General features: G+C 69.0%; 16 protein-coding genes. All 16 read right to left on the minus strand.

Going from position 1 to position 19,265, the window contains the following annotated elements:
- Positions 1–69: 69 nt before the first annotated feature.
- The 16 genes from atpB to lysA all read right to left on the minus strand — a co-directional run bounded on the left by atpB (position 70) and on the right by lysA (position 19,263).
- The gene (gene atpB / locus OG866_RS13945; protein WP_329334672.1) at positions 70–915 is read right to left on the minus strand and encodes a F0F1 ATP synthase subunit A; all 846 of its coding nucleotides are present in this window, start codon (positions 913–915) and stop codon (positions 70–72) included.
- A 216-nt stretch (positions 916–1,131) separates the two neighbouring features.
- A complete protein-coding gene (locus OG866_RS13950; RefSeq protein WP_329334674.1) occupies positions 1,132–1,563 on the minus strand; it encodes a hypothetical protein in 432 nt (143 codons plus the stop codon).
- 310 nt (positions 1,564–1,873) lie between these two features.
- Positions 1,874–3,208 (minus strand): MraY family glycosyltransferase, encoded by a 1,335-nt coding sequence (locus OG866_RS13955; RefSeq protein ID WP_329334676.1) that lies wholly within the window; start codon positions 3,206–3,208, stop codon positions 1,874–1,876.
- Between the two features lie 159 nt (positions 3,209–3,367).
- The gene (glyA, locus tag OG866_RS13960; RefSeq protein WP_329344089.1) at positions 3,368–4,612 is read right to left on the minus strand and encodes a serine hydroxymethyltransferase; all 1,245 of its coding nucleotides are present in this window, start codon (positions 4,610–4,612) and stop codon (positions 3,368–3,370) included.
- A 69-nt stretch (positions 4,613–4,681) separates the two neighbouring features.
- Complete coding sequence (locus tag OG866_RS13965; RefSeq protein WP_329334678.1) at positions 4,682–5,353, minus strand: arsenate reductase/protein-tyrosine-phosphatase family protein; 672 nt, start codon at positions 5,351–5,353, stop codon at positions 4,682–4,684.
- Positions 5,350–5,997: an L-threonylcarbamoyladenylate synthase gene (locus tag OG866_RS13970; RefSeq protein ID WP_329334680.1), complete on the minus strand. Its 648-nt coding sequence runs from the start codon at positions 5,995–5,997 to the stop codon at positions 5,350–5,352. Before OG866_RS13970 ends, OG866_RS13965 begins: the two co-directional genes overlap by 4 nt.
- A 52-nt stretch (positions 5,998–6,049) precedes the next feature.
- Positions 6,050–6,895: a peptide chain release factor N(5)-glutamine methyltransferase gene (gene prmC / locus OG866_RS13975; RefSeq protein WP_329334682.1), complete on the minus strand. Its 846-nt coding sequence runs from the start codon at positions 6,893–6,895 to the stop codon at positions 6,050–6,052.
- A gap of 41 nt (positions 6,896–6,936) precedes the next feature.
- Positions 6,937–8,013: a peptide chain release factor 1 gene (gene prfA, locus OG866_RS13980; RefSeq protein ID WP_329334684.1), complete on the minus strand. Its 1,077-nt coding sequence runs from the start codon at positions 8,011–8,013 to the stop codon at positions 6,937–6,939.
- A 104-nt stretch (positions 8,014–8,117) separates the two neighbouring features.
- Entirely contained in the window at positions 8,118–8,336 is a 219-nt protein-coding gene (rpmE, locus tag OG866_RS13985) for a 50S ribosomal protein L31 (protein WP_059192332.1), read from the minus strand.
- Between the two features lie 138 nt (positions 8,337–8,474).
- The gene (locus tag OG866_RS13990; RefSeq protein WP_329334688.1) at positions 8,475–9,611 is read right to left on the minus strand and encodes an LCP family protein; all 1,137 of its coding nucleotides are present in this window, start codon (positions 9,609–9,611) and stop codon (positions 8,475–8,477) included.
- Between the two features lie 206 nt (positions 9,612–9,817).
- Complete coding sequence (locus tag OG866_RS13995; RefSeq protein WP_329334690.1) at positions 9,818–11,599, minus strand: trypsin-like serine protease; 1,782 nt, start codon at positions 11,597–11,599, stop codon at positions 9,818–9,820.
- Between the two features lie 167 nt (positions 11,600–11,766).
- Complete coding sequence (gene rho, locus OG866_RS14000; protein ID WP_329334691.1) at positions 11,767–13,779, minus strand: transcription termination factor Rho; 2,013 nt, start codon at positions 13,777–13,779, stop codon at positions 11,767–11,769.
- A 408-nt stretch (positions 13,780–14,187) separates the two neighbouring features.
- The gene (thrB, locus tag OG866_RS14005) at positions 14,188–15,117 is read right to left on the minus strand and encodes a homoserine kinase (protein ID WP_329334693.1); all 930 of its coding nucleotides are present in this window, start codon (positions 15,115–15,117) and stop codon (positions 14,188–14,190) included.
- Positions 15,118–15,355: 238 nt separating this feature from the next.
- Positions 15,356–16,414 (minus strand): threonine synthase, encoded by a 1,059-nt coding sequence (thrC, locus tag OG866_RS14010; protein WP_329334695.1) that lies wholly within the window; start codon positions 16,412–16,414, stop codon positions 15,356–15,358.
- Positions 16,415–16,420: 6 nt separating this feature from the next.
- Positions 16,421–17,713, minus strand: a complete 1,293-nt coding sequence (locus tag OG866_RS14015; protein WP_329334697.1) for a homoserine dehydrogenase — start codon at positions 17,711–17,713, stop codon at positions 16,421–16,423.
- Between the two features lie 158 nt (positions 17,714–17,871).
- Positions 17,872–19,263: a diaminopimelate decarboxylase gene (gene lysA / locus OG866_RS14020; protein WP_329334699.1), complete on the minus strand. Its 1,392-nt coding sequence runs from the start codon at positions 19,261–19,263 to the stop codon at positions 17,872–17,874.
- Between the last annotated feature and the right edge of the window lie 2 nt (positions 19,264–19,265).

Here is a 19,265-nt window from a genome sequence, read left to right on the forward strand (position 1 = left end):
CCTTCTCTTTCAGTGACCGGTGGGGGTTGGCCACCGGATGTCTCTAGGGGGTGTCGCAGGGGGCGGTGCTCAGTGGTGCTCGGCGAGCGCGCCCTGGATGAAGGTGCAGGTCAGGAGGACGAAGACGTACGCCTGAACCGCCTGGATGAAGAGCTCGAAGGCGGTCATGATGATGACCATCACGAACGAGACGCCGGAGTAGGCGATGCCGATGCCGTTCAGCATGTACCAGCTGGCGATCGTGAAGAGCAGCAGCAGGGTGTGGCCGGCGAACATGTTCGCGAACAGTCGCACCGCGTGCGTGAACGGGCGGACGATCAGGTTCGAGGCGAGCTCGATCGTCATCGACAGCGGGAGGACCGCGCCCAGCGACTTGTCGTAGCCGGTGAAGTTCTTGAAGGCGCCGACGAAGCCGTGCCGCTTGAACGTGAGCGAGACCCACAGGATGTAGACGATCGCGGCGAGGACCATCGGGTAGGCGATGATCGACGTCACCGGGAAGGAGGCGACCGGGATGATCGACCAGAGGTTCATCACCCAGATGAAGAAGAAGAGGGAGACGGCGAGCGGTACGTACTTCTCGCCTTCCTTCTTGCCGATCGTCTCGTAGACGATGCCGCGGCGGATGAAGTCGTAACCGGCCTCGGCGACCATTTGCAGCTTGCCGGGGACGACCTTCGGCCGGGCGAACGCGGCCCAGAAGAAGCCCACGATGATGATGGAGCCGAGAAGCGCCAGCAGCATCGGCTTGTTGAAGTAGAAGCCGTTGCCGTCCGCGTCGCCGAGGAGCGGCTCGAACAGGAACGAGTGGAGGCCCGGAGCGACCGTGTCGAAACCACACCCGTCGAACAGGTGACAGCTCGTGTCGAAAGCGAGCGTCTGCGTCGGGTCAGCACTCACCGCGGGCTCCTTCATCGTGGCGCATAGGTACGGCAACCTCGTTGTGTCGGCGCGGCGCAGGGCCGCGGTTCGGCACGGGACTGGTGTTACGGATGTGGGGGCGGCTGGGGGGCATCTCGCCTCGCGAGTGAGATTGAGCAGGCGTCAGCTCAGATGCCCGCGCCCGCGATGCCGCAGTTGGCACCGGACGATAGCAGGACTTCTCGTGCGCCTTTATCCCGCCCCTACCCCTCACGACGAGTGCCCCGTTTTTTCGGGCTTGTCGCCCGAATCGGGTTCTACGTAGAGGATCTTGGACTTCATGTGTGCACGTGTCTGTGCGGCGATCCACGCGAGGGTGCCGGCGACAAGAGTCAGTGCGAAAGCCTTGGGGTTGAACAACGTCGTGTTCTTGAAAACCGCGACGAAGACGAACAGCAGCAGGATCTGAGCCGCGTAGAGCATCAGGCCCATCGCCTGGAACAGGTGCGGAAGCGATTTGGCAGTGCGCTGCAAGACGTAGAGACCGATTCCCATGAAGAGGATCACGATCAGCGTCGCGACGCCGGCCCCGATCGCCCCTTTGCCGCCGGCGACCACACCACTGACGACGGCGGCAATCGCGCCGACGGCAGCTGTGGGCACAGCAGCCTGGGCCAGGATCCGGACGTCGTTGGACGGCATGGCGGCAACTCCGCTTTCAAAGGGGGAAGGGGTGTCGTCATGGACGAGCGTAGTCCCGGGTCGAGAGGGGACCTCACACCAATGGACCGTCGCACTACGGTCCTTCGGCTCTACCCCGGGTTCTCGTGAACCGTATCACAAACTATTTGATGAGGTCTTTACCTGGTTGGTGTGCTCGCTGTCACACATGAGAGTGACAGTGCGCGTCTGTGCAAGAACACGGCCAACATGTCTGGTATTGGGGTGCTTTGCACCCCCAACTCACTCCCACGACTTGGCAATGCTCTAGTCAGATTCTTACCTTGCCGCGTCAGCGCGACGATTCGGCTTTCCGCCGGTCCAGGAAGCGCGAACGGGCGCCGATGGCGGTCGCCCCGTTGACGCCGGACACCCCGATCGCGACCGGAGTGCGCTCTTCCTCCTCCGCCTCGGCAGAGACCGGCTCCGCGACCGGCGCGGATTCCGCAACGGCCTTGCGGCGACGGCGATATCGCGGCGGCACGACGGCCTGCGCCCACATCGGGGCACGCGGCGTGAAGCGCGGCAGCAGCAGCAACAGCAGCCCGATCGCCGAGAGGATCACCACACCGAGCACGATCCACATGGACGCGGAGTTCACGGAGTAGGCGAGGGCGCCGAACGCGATCAGCGCCGACCAGAAGTACATGATCAGGACGGCCCTGCTGTGCGAGTGCCCGATCTCCAGCAGCCGGTGGTGCAGATGCCCCCGGTCGGCCGCGAACGGCGACTGACCGCGCCAGGTGCGCCGCACGATCGCCAGCACCAGGTCGGCGGCCGGGATGGCGATGATGGTCAGCGGCAGCAGCAGCGGGATGTAGACCGGCACCGTCTGGTGCACGGCCGCCTTCTCGGACCCGGCGAACAGCTTGAGCGCGTCCGGGTCGACCTGCCCGGTGATGGAGATCGCGCCGGCGGCCAGCACCAGCCCGATCAGCATCGAGCCCGAGTCGCCCATGAAGATCCGCGCGGGATGCATGTTGTGCGGCAGGAAGCCCAGGCACATGCCCATGAGGATCGCCGAGAACAGCGTGGCCGGAGCGGCGGCTTCAATGCCGTACGAGACCCACACCCGGTAGGCGTACAGGAAGAACGCGGCCGAAGCGATGCACACCATGCCGGCCGCGAGACCGTCGAGGCCGTCCACGAAGTTGACCGCGTTGATGGTGATGACCACCAGCGCCACCGTCAGCAGGGTGCCCTGCCACTGGGTCAGCGCGACCGAGCCGAAGCCCGGGATCGGCAGCCACAGGATCGTCAGACCCTGCATGACCATCACGCCGGCGGCGATCATCTGCCCGCCGAGCTTGATCAGGGCGTCGATCTCGAACTTGTCGTCCAGGACGCCGATCAGCCAGATCAGGGCGGCGCCGGAGAGCAGCGCGCGCGGCTCGTTGGACTGGGAGAAGACCCCGTTGAGGTTGGTCAGGTGATCGGCGACCAGCAGTCCGGCGCACAGGCCGAAGAACATGGCGATACCGCCGAGCCGCGGAGTCGGTTCCCGGTGCACGTCACGGGCCCTGATCTCCGGCATCGCTCCGGCCACGATCGCGAACTTCCGTACCGGCCCTGTCAGCAGATACGTCACCGCGGCCGTGATGCAGAGCGTCAGCAGGTATTCACGCACAGGCTTCCCCACAGGTCTCGCTGGCCATCTCAGCCCCACACCCTAGCGACGGTCGCATATGGTTGGGGACTTCCGGGTAGCGACGATGGTTGCACGTGTGGCTGTGCACCAGGGTTGAAACCAGGTGTCCGACCGGGTTCCACGGGGTGCGCGTACCCCCTACTGACCGGGATACGGCGGAAATCTGCCCGCCAGCTCCCGCACTTCTTCACGGGCCTTCTGCCCCTCGGTCTCCCCGCGCAGCACCCCCGCGAGCAGGGCGGCGACCCCGGCCATCTCCTCCTCCCCCATGCCCTGCGTGGTCAGGGCGGCGGTCCCCAGCCGCAGTCCACGGACGTCCCCGTGCGGCAGCGCACAGCAGTCGAGGACCATGCCGGCCGCGGCGAGCAGCCCCCTCGCGGTGCGCCCGTCGACGCCGAGCGGCGCGGGATCGACGGTGAGCAGATGCGTGTCCGTCCCGCCGGTGGTGACGACGAGCCCCTCGGCGGCCAGCCCCGCCGCGAGAACCCTCGCATTGGCGACCACCTGATGGGCGTACACCGTGAACGCCGGGGTTGCCGCCTCTCCGAAGGCGACGGCCTTGGCGGCGATGGTGTGCATCTGCGCACCACCTTGGGTGAACGGAAAGACAGCCCGGTCGACCCGCTCGGCGAGCTCGCTTCCGCACAGGATCATCCCGCCGCGGGGCCCGCGCAGCACCTTGTGCGTGGTGGCGCAGACGACATCGGCGTACGGCACCGGGCTGGGCGCCGCTCCCCCGGCGACGAGCCCGATGGGATGGGCGGCGTCCGCGATCAGATAGGCGCCCACCTCGTCGGCGACCTCGCGGAAGAACGCGTAGTCGATGTGCCGGGGGTAGGCGATGGACCCGCACACGATCGCCTTGGGCCGATGGCTTCGGGCCAGCGTCCGCACCTGCTCGTGGTCGATGAGCCCGGTCTCGGCGTCCACGCCGTACCCGACGAAGTCGAACCAGCGGCCGGAGAAGTTCGCGGGCGACCCGTGCGTGAGATGCCCCCCGTACGGCAGCCCGAGGGCCAGCACGGTGTCCCCGGGCCGCAACAACGCGGCGTACGCGGCGAGCACGGCGGACGAGCCCGAATGGGCCTGCACATTGGCGTGCTCGGCCCCGAACAGCGCCTTCGCCCGGTCCACGGCGATCCGCTCGGCGACGTCCACGATCTCGCAGCCGCCGTGATGCCGGGCACCGGGATATCCCTCGGCGTACTTGTTGGCGAGCGGCGACCCCAGGGCGGCCAGCACAGCGGGCGACGAAAAGTTCTCGGCGGCGATCAACTGCAACGACGTCGACTGCCGCTCCAGCTCCCCGAGCAGGATCTCAGCCAGCTCGGGATCCTGCCGCCGCAGCACATCGGCGGTCTCGGGCGCATGGGTGACCGACATGGTGGCCTCCGGGGCGTCGACGATGACGTACGACCAATGTAGGCCCGCCACCCCCGAGGTGCTCTGCCGTCACGCCCGCGCGGCAACCCCCGTCAGCGCCGTCACCACCGGATCCACCGCCTGATGTATCTCGTCCCCGATCGACCGGAAGAACGTCAGCGGTGCGCCATAGGGGTCGTACACCTCGTCCGCCTCCGCCGTCGGGGCCAGGAGCCACCCGCGTAGAGCCGCTGCCGCACGGACCAGGGCGCGGGCACGGTCGACCACACCGTCCTCCAGGGGAGGCAGTGTGGTCGGGTCTATGGCGCGGACCAGGCGGGTGAACTCCTTCAGGGTGAAGGTGCGCAGGCCGGCCGAGTGGCCCATGGAGATGACCTGGGCGCGGTGGTCGCGGGTGGCGGTCAGGACCAGGTCGGCCATGATGACGTGCTCGTCGAGGAGCTCCCGGCCGGTGAAGCCGGTGGCGTCCGCGCCGAAGTCGGCCAGGACCGCCTCGGCGTTGGCCTCCATGGGGGCCCCTTCGTGGCCCCAGGTGCCCGCGCTCTCCACGACCAGGCCGCCCCACAGGGGGTCGCCGAGCCGGTTCGCCAGGGCATGGCGAGTCAGCCGCTCGGTGATCGGCGAGCGGCACACGTTGCCGGTGCTGACGTGGAGGATGCGGAAGGTGTCACGCGGGAGGCCGGTGAAGGTCCGCGTCTCTTCCATGTCCCATATGCCACGCCCCGCGTCAGGGGCCGTCAATTCGCCACCTCGAGGTCGGGTACGACCTTCCTCAGCTCCTCGGCCGAGATGGCACCCGCGCGCAGCAGCAACGGCACCTCGCGCGTCACGTCGACGATCGACGACGGGACGTTGCCGGGGGTCGGGCCGCCGTCCAGGTACACGGACACCGAGTCGCCGAGCATCTCCTGGGCCGCGTCACAGTCCTCCGGCGCCGGGTGGCCCGTCAGGTTCGCCGAGGAGACCGCCATGGGGCCGACCTCGGTCAGCAGCTCGATCGCGACGGGGTGCAGGGGCATGCGTACCGCCACCGTGCCCCTCGTGTCGCCCAGGTCCCACTGGAGGGACGGCTGGTGCTTGGCGACGAGCGTGAGCGCGCCCGGCCAGAACGCGTCGACCAGTTCCCACGCCATCTCGGAGAAGTCCGTGACAAGGCCGTGGAGCGTGTTCGGGGAGCCGATCAGGACGGGCGTGGGCATGTTGCGGCCCCGGCCCTTGGCCTCCAGCAGATCGGCGACGGCCTCCGAGGAGAACGCGTCGGCGCCGATGCCGTACACCGTGTCGGTCGGGAGGACCACCAGCTCGCCACGACGGACGGCGGACGCGGCCTCGCGCAGACCCGTCGAGCGGTCGGTCGCGTCGTTGGTGTCGTATCGCCGTGCCATATCTAGCGGGCCTCCTCGTACACGTACTTCTGGTCGAAAGTCTCTACGGCGCTCACGGCAGCGCCTTGCGTGCCGTGGCGAACCTCGGGCGGTTGTTGAGGTCGGGATGGTCGGCCGCGTCGGCCCAGCCCCGTTCCTCGGTGAAGATCCACGGCACCTGGCCGCCCTGGGTGTCGGCGTGCTCGATGACGACGACGCCCCCGGGGCGCAGGAGCCGGTGCGCTGTGCGTTCCAGGCCGCGGATGAGGTCGAGGCCGTCCTCGCCCGAGAACAGGGCGAGTTCGGGATCGTAGTCCCGCGCCTCGGGAGCGACGTACTCCCACTCGGTCAGCGGGATGTAGGGCGGGTTGGAGATGACCAGGTCGACCTGGCCGTCGAGGTCGGGGAAGGCGTCCAGGGCGTTGCCCTGGCGCAGGTCGACCCTGGAGCCCTCCACGTTCTTGCGGGTCCACCGGAGGGCGTCCTCGGACAGCTCCACGGCGTGCACCCGGGAGCGCGGGACCTCCTGCGCGAGGGCGAGCGCGATGGCGCCGGAGCCGGTGCACAGATCGACGATGCACGGCTCGACGACGTCCATCGCGCGGACGGCGTCTATCGCCCACCCGACGACGGACTCGGTCTCGGGCCGGGGCACGAAGACACCGGGGCCCACCTGGAGCTCCAGGTACCGGAAGAACGCCCGCCCCGTGATGTGCTGGAGCGGCTCGCGCTGCTCACGGCGGGCGATGACCTCCCAGTAGCGGGCGTCGAAGTCCGCGTCCTTCACGGAGTGCAGCTCGCCCCGCTTCACGCCGTGCACGAACGCGGCGAGCTCCTCCGCGTCGTTGCGCGGCGAGGGCACGCCGGCGTCGGCCAGCCGCTGGGTGGCCTGGGCCACCTCTGCGAGCAGCAGGTTCACGCAAGTCCTCCGTGTCGTACTCGGTCGTGCGTAGGTCCCTCTTACGCGGCCGCCAGCTTCGCCGCCGAGTCCGCGTCGACGCAGGCCTGGATCACCGCGTCGAGGTCGCCGTCCAGGACCTGGTCCAAGTTGTACGCCTTGAAGCCGACGCGGTGGTCCGAGATGCGGTTCTCCGGGAAGTTGTACGTACGGATCTTCTCGGAGCGGTCGACGGTACGGACCTGGCTGCGGCGGGCGTCGGCGGCTTCCCGCTCCGCCTCCTCCTGCGCCGCTGCGAGCAGCCTGGAGCGCAGGATACGCAAGGCCTGCTCCTTGTTCTGGAGCTGGCTCTTCTCGTTCTGGCAGGAAGCGACGACTCCGGTGGGAATGTGCGTGATGCGCACGGCGGAGTCGGTGGTGTTGACGGACTGTCCGCCGGGTCCTGAGGACCGGTAGACGTCGATGCGGAGGTCGTTCGGGTTGATCTCGACGTCCACCTCCTCGGCCTCGGGCGTGACCAGCACACCGGCGGCGGAGGTGTGGATACGGCCCTGGGACTCGGTCGCCGGGACGCGCTGCACGCGGTGCACGCCGCCCTCGTACTTCAGCCGCGCCCAGACACCCTGACCGGGCTCGGTGGCACCCTGGCCGCCCTTGGTCTTCACGGCGACCTGGACGTCCTTGTAGCCGCCCAGCTCGGACTCGGTGGCGTCGATGATCTCGGTCTTCCAGCCGACGCGCTCGGCGTAGCGCAGGTACATGCGCAGCAGGTCGCCGGCGAACAGGGCGGACTCGTCGCCGCCCGCGCCCGCCTTGACCTCCAGGATGACGTCCTTGTCGTCGTTGGGGTCACGCGGCACGAGAAGAAGCCGCAGCTTCTCCGTCAGCTCGTCGCGGGCCTTCTCCAGCTCCTTGACCTCGGCGGCGAACTCCGGGTCGTCGGCGCCCAGTTCACGCGCGGTCTCGATGTCGTCGCCGGTCTGCTTCCAGGAGCGGTACGTGGCGACGATCGGGGTGAGCTCGGCGTAGCGCTTGTTCAGCTTGCGCGCGTTGGCCTGGTCGGAGTGGACCGACGGGTCGGCGAGCTTCGTCTCCAGGTCGGCGTGCTCACCGACGAGTTCCTCGACGGCCTCGAACATCTCAGGGCTCCTGTACTGCGAACGAAAGGGGAAGGCGGGCGACCAAAAACGCCGGTCCCGGCGCGCTCCGAGGAGCGCGACCGTGGACCGGCGCTGGTGGCTCGCTACTTCTTGGCAGCAGCCTTGCCGAAGCGGGCCTCGAAGCGGGCCACACGGCCACCGGTGTCGAGGATCTTCTGCTTGCCCGTGTAGAACGGGTGGCACTCGGAGCAGACCTCGGCACGGATGGTGCCGCTGGTGATGGTGCTCCGGGTGGTGAACGAGGCGCCACAGGTGCAGCTGACCTGCGTCTCGACGTACTCGGGGTGGATCTCGCGCTTCAAGGTGTCTCCTAGTTTCGGGAGGGCACCGGGTCGCCGTCCGCGGGTTGCGGGGGCGTGAACCGGGGCCGACGTACCAGTCTGCCAGGACTGGCCGCATCCCCCAAAACGGGGGGTGGCCGTGAACTATTCCCGACCCGCCTAGGAGGCGGTGACCACGCCCTCGGCCTGGCCCGTGGCCGTGCCCTTGGTCGCGCTCTTCGGGATCGCCCGGTCGTTCTCCAGGGCCTTCCAGACCACCTTGGCCTTGGCCTCGTCGACGAGGACGCGGTTGGCGTCCGCCGAGTCGTACTGGACCGGCATGGTGACCATGGTCATGTTCTTGGAGCTGATGCCCTTGAGGCCGCCCGCGAAGGACATGAGTTTCTTGACGGAGCCCAGGTCGGAGTCGGTCGTCACGGCCTTGGTGGCGGTGTTGGCGAGGTCGTACAGCTTCTTCGGGTTGCCGAACACGTCGACGTGCCTGATCTGGTTGATCAGCGCCTTGATGAACGCCTGCTGGAGCTGGATGCGGCCGAGGTCGGAGCCGTCGCCGACGCCGTGCCGGGTGCGGACCAGGCCGAGGGCCTGCTTGCCGGTGAGGGTGTGCGTGCCGGCCTTCAGGTTCAGGTGGCTGTCGGAGTCGGTGATGTTCTTGGTGGTCGTCACGTCGACGCCGCCGAGCTCGTCGATGAGCTTCTGGAAGCCGGAGAAGTCGACCTCCAGATAGTGGTCCATGCGGATGCCGGTGAGCGACTCGACGGTCTTCACGGCACAGGCGGCGCCGCCCGTGGAGTACGCGGAGTTGAACATCACCATCGACGCGGCGTCGTGCTCGGTGCCGTCGGTGTCGGTGCACTCGGGCCGGTCGACGAGGGTGTCGCGGGGTATGGAGACCACGCTGGCCTTCTTGTGGCCCTCGTAGACGTGCACGATCATCGCGGTGTCCGAGCGGGCGCTGCCGTCGTCGGCGCCGCCGCCGAGCTTCTTGTTGGTGCCGGAGCGGGTGTCCGAGCCGAGGACGAGGATGTTCTCGGAGCCGTTGTCGACCTTGGTGGGCCGGTCGGTGCCGAGGGCCTGGTCGATGTCGATGCTCTTGATGTTGCCGTTGAGCTTGAAGTACAGATAGCCGGCGCCGGTGCCGCCCACCACGACGATGCCCGCGGCGGTCCAGGCCGCGATCTTCAGGCCTCGGTGGTTGCCGTGGGTCTTGCGGCGGCGGCCCTTGGCGCGGTGGCGCGGGCCCGTGGTGCCGGAGTCGCCCGGTATGCCGGGCTCCGGCGTGCTCTCGGCGGTCATGTGCTCCTCGTTCTCGTCCGGTCGGTTACCCCCTGCTTTCAGGGTCAGACGTGGTCGCAAGCGACCCGGACCTCACCATGGTCGCTCCGTCGGGTCAGACGGGGAAACCGGGGAAAGGGTTGCACAACGCACTGTGCCCACCCGGTGGACGGGTGGGCACAGTGCGTAGTCGCCGAGCCGGGGTCGGACCCCGCTCACCAGCTATTTCAGCCGAAGATGTCGTACTGCTTGAAATCGGTACCGACCGAGATCCTTGTGGCGAAGATCTCGCTGGTGGCCTTGCCGGTGCCCTTGTACAGGTAGAGCGTGCCGCCGGGCGTACGGGCCAGGAAGTCGGCCTTGCCGTCGCCGGTGACGTCACCGATGGCGTCGAAGGCGTTGTACGTGGTGTTGCTCCACGTACGGACCTTCACCCGGGCGGAGAAGGGGGCGGAGGCCTTGCCGGTGCCCTTGTAGAGGTAGATGGCGCCGGTGCTCTTGTTGCGGGCGATCAGGTCGGCCTTGCCGTCACCGTTGAAGTCGCCCTTGCCGCGCAGGGTGTTGTACTGGTTCCAGCCGGTGCCGGTGCCGATCTGCACCCGCGCCGAGAAGGAGCCGTTGCCCTTGCCCGGGTAGAGCCACGCCTTGCCGGCGGAGTCCACGGAGACGACGTCCGGCAGGTAGTCGCCGGTCAGGTCGCCCGGGGTGACGATGCGGGTGCGGGTCTTCCAGTTGTCGAAGATCTGCTTCTCGGCCCAGGTCCCGTCGTCGGCGGGATCGGCCGGGAACACGTAGTGCAGCCAGTAGACGTCACCGGTGGACGCGACGCGGTACACGAAGTCCTGGACGCTGTCCCGGTTGAGGTCGGTCTGGAGAACCAGGTTGACGGCACCGAAGTTGCCGAGGCTCTGCCGGGCGCCGAAGGACGTGCCCTTGGAGTCCTTCTCGTAGGCGGTCTTCGTGGAGGCGTTGCGCACGAAGAGGTCGGCCTTGGCGTCGGTGTAGCTCATGTTGGCGTCGTCGACCTGCGCGTAGGCGGCACCGATGTACGTCTTCACCTTCGAGAAGACGCTGTACGCGCCCTTCTCCACGCAGTCCGTGACGCCCCACGAAACGACGCCGACGATGCGGCCGTTGACGACCAGCGGGCCGCCGGAGTCACCGTTGCACGCGGACGTCGTACCGGAGTCGCTGCCGGTGGCGGGGTTGCCCGCGCAGACCATGTGGCCCTTGATGAAGTCCGTGCCGTAGTAGCCGGCGCAGGTGGTGTCCGACTGGACCGGCAGCGTGGCCACCTTCAGCGTGTCGGAGATGTCCTGCGTGGTGGAGCTGGTGCGGCCCCAGCCGTAGACCTTGGCGCTGGTTCCGGCGGTGTACGCGGCGGTCTCGGTGGACGTCGTCATCTTGATCGGCGTCGCCTTGACCGGCCAGCCCAGGGTGATGACCGCGATGTCGTTGTCGATGGTCGTGGAGCTGTACGACGGGTGGTTCCACTGGCGTACGACGCCCGTGACCTCGCCGGTGGTGTTGCCGTTCTCGTCGGGCAGCGACGTGGTGCCGGTGACGATCGCGCCGTTCTTGGCCCAGTTGTAGCCCTTGACGCAGTGCGCGGCGGTGAGGATCTTCGTCGGCGAGACGACGGAACCGCCGCAGAAGAAGCCGAGGTCGTCCGAGGTGTCGGTGGTGCCCTTGTCGTCGTAGTACCAGAGCTGGGCCATCCACGGCGCCGAGGAGATCGTGGTGGTGGAGCCACCGATGATCTTCGGGTCGACGGTGCCGCTGCTGGTGCTCGCGCTCAGGGACGACTTGGAGGTCGTCTCCCCCGCGGTGTCGTCACCGGCGACGGCGCCCGCGACCCGCTTCGTCAGCTCGGCCTGCGAGACCGCGGAGACGGCGGGCTTGGCCGTCGGCTCCGGCAGCGCGGTCGCGGCCCCCGCCGACGTGGTCATCAGGGCCGCGGCGACGGCGGCGGCGACACCGGCCGCGGCCACGGGCAGCCCGATCCGCATCCGACGTCTGTGGCGGCCTCCGGACATGGGTGTACCCACGCAAGTCCCCCCTCGGGATCAGAAGTTCGACGGTCGGAAAAGTGACCGAAGAGCGCGATCGTACACCGGTCACACAAAGCAGAAAGGGCCACCCCTGCAACAGGGGCGGCCCTTTACCAAGACGTACGTCAGTCGCCGTTACCGGGCGTCGGCGTGGTCTTCTGGATCTGCATCAGGAACTCGGCGTTCGACTTCGTCTGCTTCATCTTGTCGAGGAGCAGTTCGACCGCCTGCTGCTGGTCGAGGGCGTGCAGCACCCGGCGCAGCTTCCAGACGATCCCGAGCTCGTCGGGAGCGAGCAGGATCTCTTCCTTACGGGTGCCGGACGCGTCCACGTCCACCGCCGGGAAGATCCGCTTGTCGGCGAGCTTGCGGTCGAGCTTGAGCTCGGCGTTGCCGGTGCCCTTGAACTCCTCGAAGATGACCTCGTCCATGCGGGACCCGGTGTCCACCAGCGCGGTGGCGAGGATGGTCAGCGAGCCGCCGTCCTCGATGTTGCGGGCCGCACCGAAGAAGCGCTTCGGCGGGTACAGGGCGGTCGAGTCGACACCACCGGACAGGATGCGGCCGGAGGCGGGCGCGGCGAGGTTGTACGCACGGCCCAGACGCGTGATCGAGTCGAGCAGCACGACCACGTCGTGGCCCAGCTCCACCAGACGCTTGGCGCGCTCGATGGCGAGCTCGGCGACCGTGGTGTGGTCCTCGGCCGGACGGTCGAAGGTCGAGGAGATGACCTCGCCCTTGACCGACCGCTGCATGTCGGTGACCTCTTCCGGACGCTCGTCGACCAGGACGACCATCAGGTGGCACTCGGGGTTGTTGTGCGTGATCGCGTTGGCGATCGCCTGCATGATCATGGTCTTGCCGGTCTTCGGCGGGGCCACGATCAGACCGCGCTGGCCCTTACCGATCGGCGCGACGAGGTCGATGATGCGGGTGGTGAGGACGCCCGGGTCCGTCTCCAGACGGAGGCGGTCCTGCGGGTACAGCGGCGTCAGCTTGTTGAACTCCGGCCGCCCGCGCCCGGATTCGGGCGCCATGCCGTTGACGGAGTCGAGCCGCACGAGCGCGTTGAACTTCTCGCGACGCTCGCCGTCCTTGGGCTGACGGACCGCACCGGTGATGTGGTCGCCCTTGCGCAGGCCGTTCTTGCGGACCTGGGCGAGGGAGACGTACACGTCGTTGGGGCCCGGCAGGTAGCCCGACGTACGGATGAAGGCGTAGTTGTCGAGGATGTCCAGGATGCCCGCGACGGGGATCAGGACGTCGTCGTCGGCGAGCTGCGGCTCGGGGGCGCCGATCTCGTCACGGCCGCGACGGCCACGACGGTCCCGGTAACGGCCCCGACGCCCACGGCGGCCGCCGTCGAAGTCGTCGTCGTCCTGCGGGCCGGCGTTGCGGTCCTGACGGCCGCCGCCCTGCTGCTGGTTCTGCTGCTGGCCGCGCTGGCCGCCCTGCTGGTCGTCGCCCTTGCCACGGCGGTCGCGGTCGCGGCCACCACGGTCACGGTCGCCACCACGGTCACGGTCGCCACCGCGGTCGCCGCGGTCACGGCGGTCGCGACGGCCCTGACGGCCCTCGGCGTCACCGGCGTCGCCCTTGGCCTCGCCCTGCGCCTGCGGGGCGGGCGTCTCGGCCTTCGGCTCGCTCTTCGCCTCGGCGACCACGGTCTCGGGGCTGCCCGCCTCGGCGGTGGCACGGCGACGGCGGCGCTCCACGGGGGCGTCGTCGGAGGCCGGCTGGCCGGGGATCTCGATCTGCTGCTGGGCCGTCGCCTTCTCGGCGGGGGCCTCGGCCTTCGCCTCCGCCTTCTTCTCGGCGGTCTCGCCGGTACGGGCCTTGGAGGTGGCGCGGCGCTTGGGCTTGGTCTCGGCAGCGGCGTCGGCCTTGGGAGCCGCGGCACCGCCTCCCGCCTGCGCCTCCTTGATGACCTCGATCAGCTGGCTCTTGCGCATACGCGCGGTGCCCCTGATGCCGAGGCCGGATGCGACCTGCTGCAACTCGGCCAGCACCATGCCCTCGAGGCCGGTACCGCGGCGCCGCCGGGAGCCGGCACCGCTGGCAGGCGCGGAGGCGTCCGTGGCGGGCGCGGCAGCGGTCTCCTCGACACGTGCGCCCATCAGATCGGTGGTGTCGCTCACGAAGGGTCCTTCCCTGGAGCGGACGTCGGCCTGTCTGGCTCGGCGACCGGTTGTGCTGTCCGACGTCGGTCCCATCTTTGTGGACCGTGCCGGGGCGGTGGTCCGCCTGGGCGGCGGAGGAATCTGGTGATGGCGCTTCCCAGAGCAGCGACGCCGACTAGCTGCGTCGCGTGGCTCGGTCGCACCGGTTCCGGAGCGTGCCCGGCAAGTCGCTCAGTGCTCGCGTACGAGGTACTGCCCGCGTACGTCGTACGAAACACAGTGCGGCTTGGGAGGCTCCCGGAAGAATGTCTGTCCCGGACGGGGACGTGAAGCACCTCGCCATGGTGGGGTCGGGTGCAGACTTGAGGTTAACACTACCGGATCCAACAAACATTCCCCCTCTCGAAATCCGGCAACCGCGCGCTTTTAAATGTCGCCGGAAGGTGCCAGTGGCAACACGCTCGCCCCTTGGGCGTCGAGTTCCAGCCGGTTGGCGGCCCAGCCCTCGCCTGCCAGGTGGGCGACCTTGTCGGCGCTCTCCTCGTCGACGAGGGCGAGAACGGTGGGACCGGCTCCGGAAATCACCGCCGGAACTCCGTCCGCCCTCAAGCGCTCCACGAGAGCGGCGCTTTCCGGCATGGCCGGAGCCCGGTATTCCTGGTGCAGCCGGTCCTCGGTGGCGGGCAGCAGCAGCTCGGGGGTCCGGGTGAGGGCCTCGACGAGCAGGGCGGCGCGGCCCGCGTTGGCGGCGGCGTCGACGTGCGGCACGGTGCGCGGGAGGAGACCGCGCGCGGTCTCCGTCAGAACCGGCTTTCCGGGCACGAAAACCACCGGAACGATGGAATCGGCGGGCTTGAGCCTGATGGCCCGGGCGGCGCCGGCCTCCATCCAGGCGATCGTGAAACCGCCGAGCAGACAGGGGGCCACGTTGTCGGGGTGGCCCTCGATCTCGGTCGCCAGCTCCAGGAGAGCGGCGTCGTCGAGCCTGGACTCGCCGCCTATGGTCACGGCACGCGCGGCGACGATGCCGGCGCAGATGGCGGCGGAGGAGGACCCCAGTCCGCGGCCGTGCGGAATGCGGTTGGCGCACACGATCTCGAGGCCGCGCGGCTGTCCGCCGAGCAGGTCGAAGGCGGTGCGCAGGGACCGTACGAGCAGGTGCTTCTCGTCGCGTGGGAGGGTCTCGCTGCCCTCACCCGCGATGTCGATGTGCAGCCCTGAGTCGGCCACCCGGACGACGACGTCGTCGTAGAGCCCCAGCGACAGGCCCAGGGCGTCGAAGCCCGGACCGAGATTGGCGCTGGTGGCGGGGACGCGCACCCGGACGGCGGCGGCGCGGAACGCTGGACCGGCCATCGCTCGATGACTCTCCTTGAGCTGCGTGATTGTCGAAGACATTCGATACGTACGTGGAGACCCCGCGGGCCGCGGAGATGCCGCGGCTCCCGGCCATGCGCGCGGGCATATGCGGCGGGCGGGTTCAGTACAGCCTATCGAAGGAAGGTTCTGTGGCGACATAGGGCGCACAGGAGGCGCACGATGCGTGTCGTAAGCCCCCTGTGCACCCCCTGGAGGGATGCCGCTCGGGAATGCCCTATGCGAGGCCGAGGCGCTCGGCGGCCGTCGCCGCGTCGACCGGGACGGTGACGGGCTGCGGGGCGCCCGCGACGGCCCAGTCGGGGTCCTTGAGGCCGTTGCCGGTGACGGTGCACACGATCCTCTGGCCCGGGTCGACCAGGCCCTGCTCGGCGGCCTTCAGCAGACCGGCCACCGAGGCGGCCGAGGCGGGCTCCACGAAGACGCCCTCCTGTGCGGCCAACAGGCGGTAGGCGCGCAGGATTTCACGGTCCGTCACCTCGTCGATGAGGCCGCCGGACTCGTCCCGCGCGGCGAGCGCGTACTGCCAGGACGCCGGGTTGCCGATGCGGATGGCGGTGGCGATCGTCGAGGGGTCCTTGACGATCTCGCCGCGCACGATCGGGGCGCTGCCGGACGCCTGGAAGCCCCACATACGGGGGGTCTTCGCGGCGATGCCGTCGGCGGCGTACTCCTTGTAGCCCTTCCAGTACGCGGTGATGTTGCCCGCGTTGCCGACCGGGAGGACGTGGATGTCGGGGGCGTCGCCGAGCATGTCGACGATCTCGAAGGCGGCGGTCTTCTGGCCCTCGATACGCACCGGGTTGACCGAATTCACCAGCGCCACGGGGTAGTTGTCGCTCAGCGCGCGGGCCAGGGTGAGGCAGTCGTCGAAGTTGCCGTCGACCTGGAGGATCTTCGCGCCGTGGATGAGCGCCTGGCCCATCTTGCCGAGCGCGATCTTGCCCTGCGGGACGAGGACGGCGGAGACCATGCCGGCGCGCACGGCGTAGGCGGCGGCGGAGGCGGAGGTGTTGCCGGTGGAGGCGCAGATGACCGCCTTGGCGCCCTCCTCCTTGGCCCGGGTGATGGCCATGGTCATGCCGCGGTCCTTGAAGGACCCCGTCGGGTTCGCGCCCTCGACCTTGAGGTGGACCTCGCAGCCCGTGCGCTCGGAGAGCACCTGCGCGGGCACGAGGGGCGTGCCGCCCTCGCGGAGCGTCACGACCGGCGTGGTGGCGGAGACCGGCAGCCTGTCCCGGTACTCCTCGATGATTCCGCGCCACTGGTGGGTCATTGCTGGTTACTCTCCTTCAACCCGCATGATGCTGGCGACACCGCGCACGGTGTCGAGCTTGCGCAGCGCCTCGACGGTCCCGCCCAGGGCGGCGTCGGAGGCTCGGTGGGTGACGACGACGAGGGAGGCCTCGCCGTCCTTGCCCGTCTGGCGAACCGTATCGATGGAAACCCCGTGTTCGGCGAACACGGTCGCGACCTGGGCGAGAACACCCGGTTTGTCCGCGACATCGAGACTGATGTGATACCGCGTGACGACCTCACCCATCCCCGAGACGGGAAGGGCCGCGTACGCGGACTCGCCGGGACCGGTCGCGCCGTTGAGCCGGTTGCGGCAGACGGCGACGAGGTCGCCGAGGACTGCGGAGGCGGTCGGGGCGCCGCCGGCGCCGGGACCGTAGAACATGAGCTGACCGGCCGCGTCGGACTCCACGAACACGGCGTTGTACGCGCCGCGCACGGAGGCCAGCGGGTGGGTGAGCGGGATCATCGCCGGGTGCACCCGAGCCGTGACCGATCCCCCGTCCTCGGCGCGCTCGCAGATGGCGAGCAGCTTGATGGTGCAGCCCATGTTCTTCGCGGAGGCGAAGTCGGCGGCGGTGACCTCGGTCATGCCCTCGCGGTAGACGTCGTCGAGACGCACGCGCGTGTGGAAGGCGATACCAGCGAGGATGGCGGCCTTGGCGGCGGCGTCGAAGCCCTCGACGTCGGCGGTCGGGTCGGCTTCCGCATACCCGAGGGCCGTGGCCTCGTCCAGAGCCTCTTGGTAGCCGGCCCCCGTGCTGTCCATCTTGTCGAGGATGAAGTTGGTCGTGCCGTTGACGATGCCGAGCACGCGGTTGACCTTGTCGCCGGCGAGGGACTCGCGCAGCGGGCGGATCAGCGGGATGGCGCCGGCGACGGCGGCCTCGTAGTAGAGGTCGGCGTCGTGCTCCTCGGCGGCGGCGTGCAGGGCGGCGCCGTCCTGGGCGAGGAGGGCCTTGTTGGCGGAGACGACCGAGGCGCCGTGCTCGAAGGCGGTGGTGATGAGGGTGCGGGCGGGCTCGATACCACCGATGACCTCGACGATGACGTCGATGTCGCCACGTTTGACGAGGGCGGTGGCGTCGGTGGTGACGAGGGCGGGGTCGATGCCCTCGCGGACCTTGGACGGCCGCCGTACCGCGACCCCCGCCAGCTCGACGGGGGCGCCGATGCGCGCGGCGAGGTCTTCGGCGTGCGTCGTCATGATGCGCGCCACCTCTGAGCCGACAACCCCACAGCCCAGCAGCGCCACCTTCAGCGGACGCGTACGCATCATCCGACCTCGTTTCCTCATACCGTCTACGGTTGGTCCAGTCTCACTCACCGGACGGGAGTTTCTACCCTTCGTCCGGATCGTGAGACATCTATTTCATTTGTACGGGGGTGGAAGACAGGAGATCTTCCGCCCTCCGGTGTCGGGGGCTTGTTGGGGGCTCACCCGACGTCGAGACGCAGGAGGTCCTCCTCCGTCTCCCGGCGGACGATCACCCGCGACTCACCGTCACGCACGGCCACGACCGGCGGGCGCAGCACGTGGTTGTAGTTGCTCGCCATGGAGCGGCAGTACGCACCGGTCGCCGGTACGGCGATCAGGTCGCCCGGCGCGATGTCGGCGGGCAGGAACGCGTCCTTGACCACGATGTCGCCGCTCTCGCAGTGCTTGCCGACGACGCGGGCGAGCATCGGCTCGGCGTCGCTCGTCCGTGACACGAGAACGACGCTGTACTCGGCGTCGTACAGCGCGGTCCGGATGTTGTCGGACATGCCGCCGTCGACGGAGACGTAGGTGCGCAGGCCGTCGAGGGGCTTGATGGTGCCGACCTCGTAGAGGGTGAACGCGGTGGGGCCGACGATGGCGCGACCGGGCTCGACGGAGATACGCGGCGTCCGCAGCTTGGCACCCTCGCACTCGCGCGTGACGATCTCGGTGAGCGCCTTCGCGATCTCGTGCGGCTCGCGCGGGTCGTCGTCGGAGGTGTAGGCGATCCCGAGCCCACCGCCGAGGTCGATCTCGGGCAGCTCGACGCCGTGCTCGTCACGGATGTCCTTGAGCAGTCCCACCACCCGGTGGGCGGCGACCTCGAAGCCGGACATGTCGAAGATCTGCGACCCGATGTGGCTGTGAATGCCGATGAGTTCGAGCGAGTCCAGCTGGAGCGCACGGCGCACGGCCTCCGCGGCCTGGCCGCCGGCGAGCGGGATCCCGAACTTCTGGTCCTCGTGGGCGGTGGCGATGAACTCGTGGGTGTGCGCCTCGACACCGACGGTGATCCGGATCTGCACGCGCTGCCGCTTGCCGAGCTCCGCGGCGATGTGGGCGACGCGGACGATCTCCTGGAAGGAGTCGAGCACGATCCGCCCGACGCCCGCGTCGATGGCCCGGCGGATCTCGTCCTTGGACTTGTTGTTGCCGTGGAAGGCGATGCGGTCGGCGGGCATGCCGGCGGAGAGGGCGGTGGCGAGTTCGCCGCCGGAGCAGACGTCGAGGTTGAGCCCCTCTTCGTGCAGCCACCGCACGACGGCGCGGGAGAGGAAGGCCTTGCCCGCGTAGAAGACGTCGGCGTCGTGCCCGAAGGCGGTGCGCCAGGCACGCGCACGGGCGCGGAAGTCGGTCTCGTCGAGGATGTAGGCGGGGGTGCCGTGCTCCTCGGCGAGCGTCTTGACGTCGATACCGCCGACGGTGAGGACACCGTCCTCGTCACGGGTGACCGTCTGGGCCCAGACCTTGGGGTCGAGGGAGTTGAGGTCGGCGGGCGGCGCGGAGTAGTGGCCCTCGGTGAGGACGTCTGCGTGGCGGGGCCCGGCGGGGTGGGCGGAACGGCTCATGT

It is taken from the genome of Streptomyces sp. NBC_00663, from assembly GCF_036226885.1.
Classification (GTDB): domain Bacteria; phylum Actinomycetota; class Actinomycetes; order Streptomycetales; family Streptomycetaceae; genus Streptomyces.

Bases quoted from the DNA above. Each gene is read 5' to 3' on its own strand.
- atpB (WP_329334672.1), bottom strand. From the start codon at position 915: ATGAAGGAGCCCGCGGTGAGTGCTGACCCGACGCAGACGCTCGCTTTC.
- lysA (WP_329334699.1), bottom strand. From the start codon at position 19,263: ATGAGCCGTTCCGCCCACCCCGCCGGGCCCCGCCACGCAGACGTCCTC.
- OG866_RS13970 (WP_329334680.1), bottom strand. From the start codon at position 5,997: ATGGCACGGCGATACGACACCAACGACGCGACCGACCGCTCGACGGGT.
- prfA (WP_329334684.1), bottom strand. From the start codon at position 8,013: ATGTTCGAGGCCGTCGAGGAACTCGTCGGTGAGCACGCCGACCTGGAG.
- OG866_RS13950 (WP_329334674.1), bottom strand. From the start codon at position 1,563: ATGCCGTCCAACGACGTCCGGATCCTGGCCCAGGCTGCTGTGCCCACA.
- OG866_RS13995 (WP_329334690.1), bottom strand. From the start codon at position 11,599: ATGCGGATCGGGCTGCCCGTGGCCGCGGCCGGTGTCGCCGCCGCCGTC.
- glyA (WP_329344089.1), bottom strand. From the start codon at position 4,612: ATGTCGGTCACCCATGCGCCCGAGACCGCCGATGTGCTGCGGCGGCAG.
- thrB (WP_329334693.1), bottom strand. From the start codon at position 15,117: ATGGCCGGTCCAGCGTTCCGCGCCGCCGCCGTCCGGGTGCGCGTCCCC.
- OG866_RS13990 (WP_329334688.1), bottom strand. From the start codon at position 9,611: ATGACCGCCGAGAGCACGCCGGAGCCCGGCATACCGGGCGACTCCGGC.
- thrC (WP_329334695.1), bottom strand. From the start codon at position 16,414: ATGACCCACCAGTGGCGCGGAATCATCGAGGAGTACCGGGACAGGCTG.
- OG866_RS14015 (WP_329334697.1), bottom strand. From the start codon at position 17,713: ATGATGCGTACGCGTCCGCTGAAGGTGGCGCTGCTGGGCTGTGGGGTT.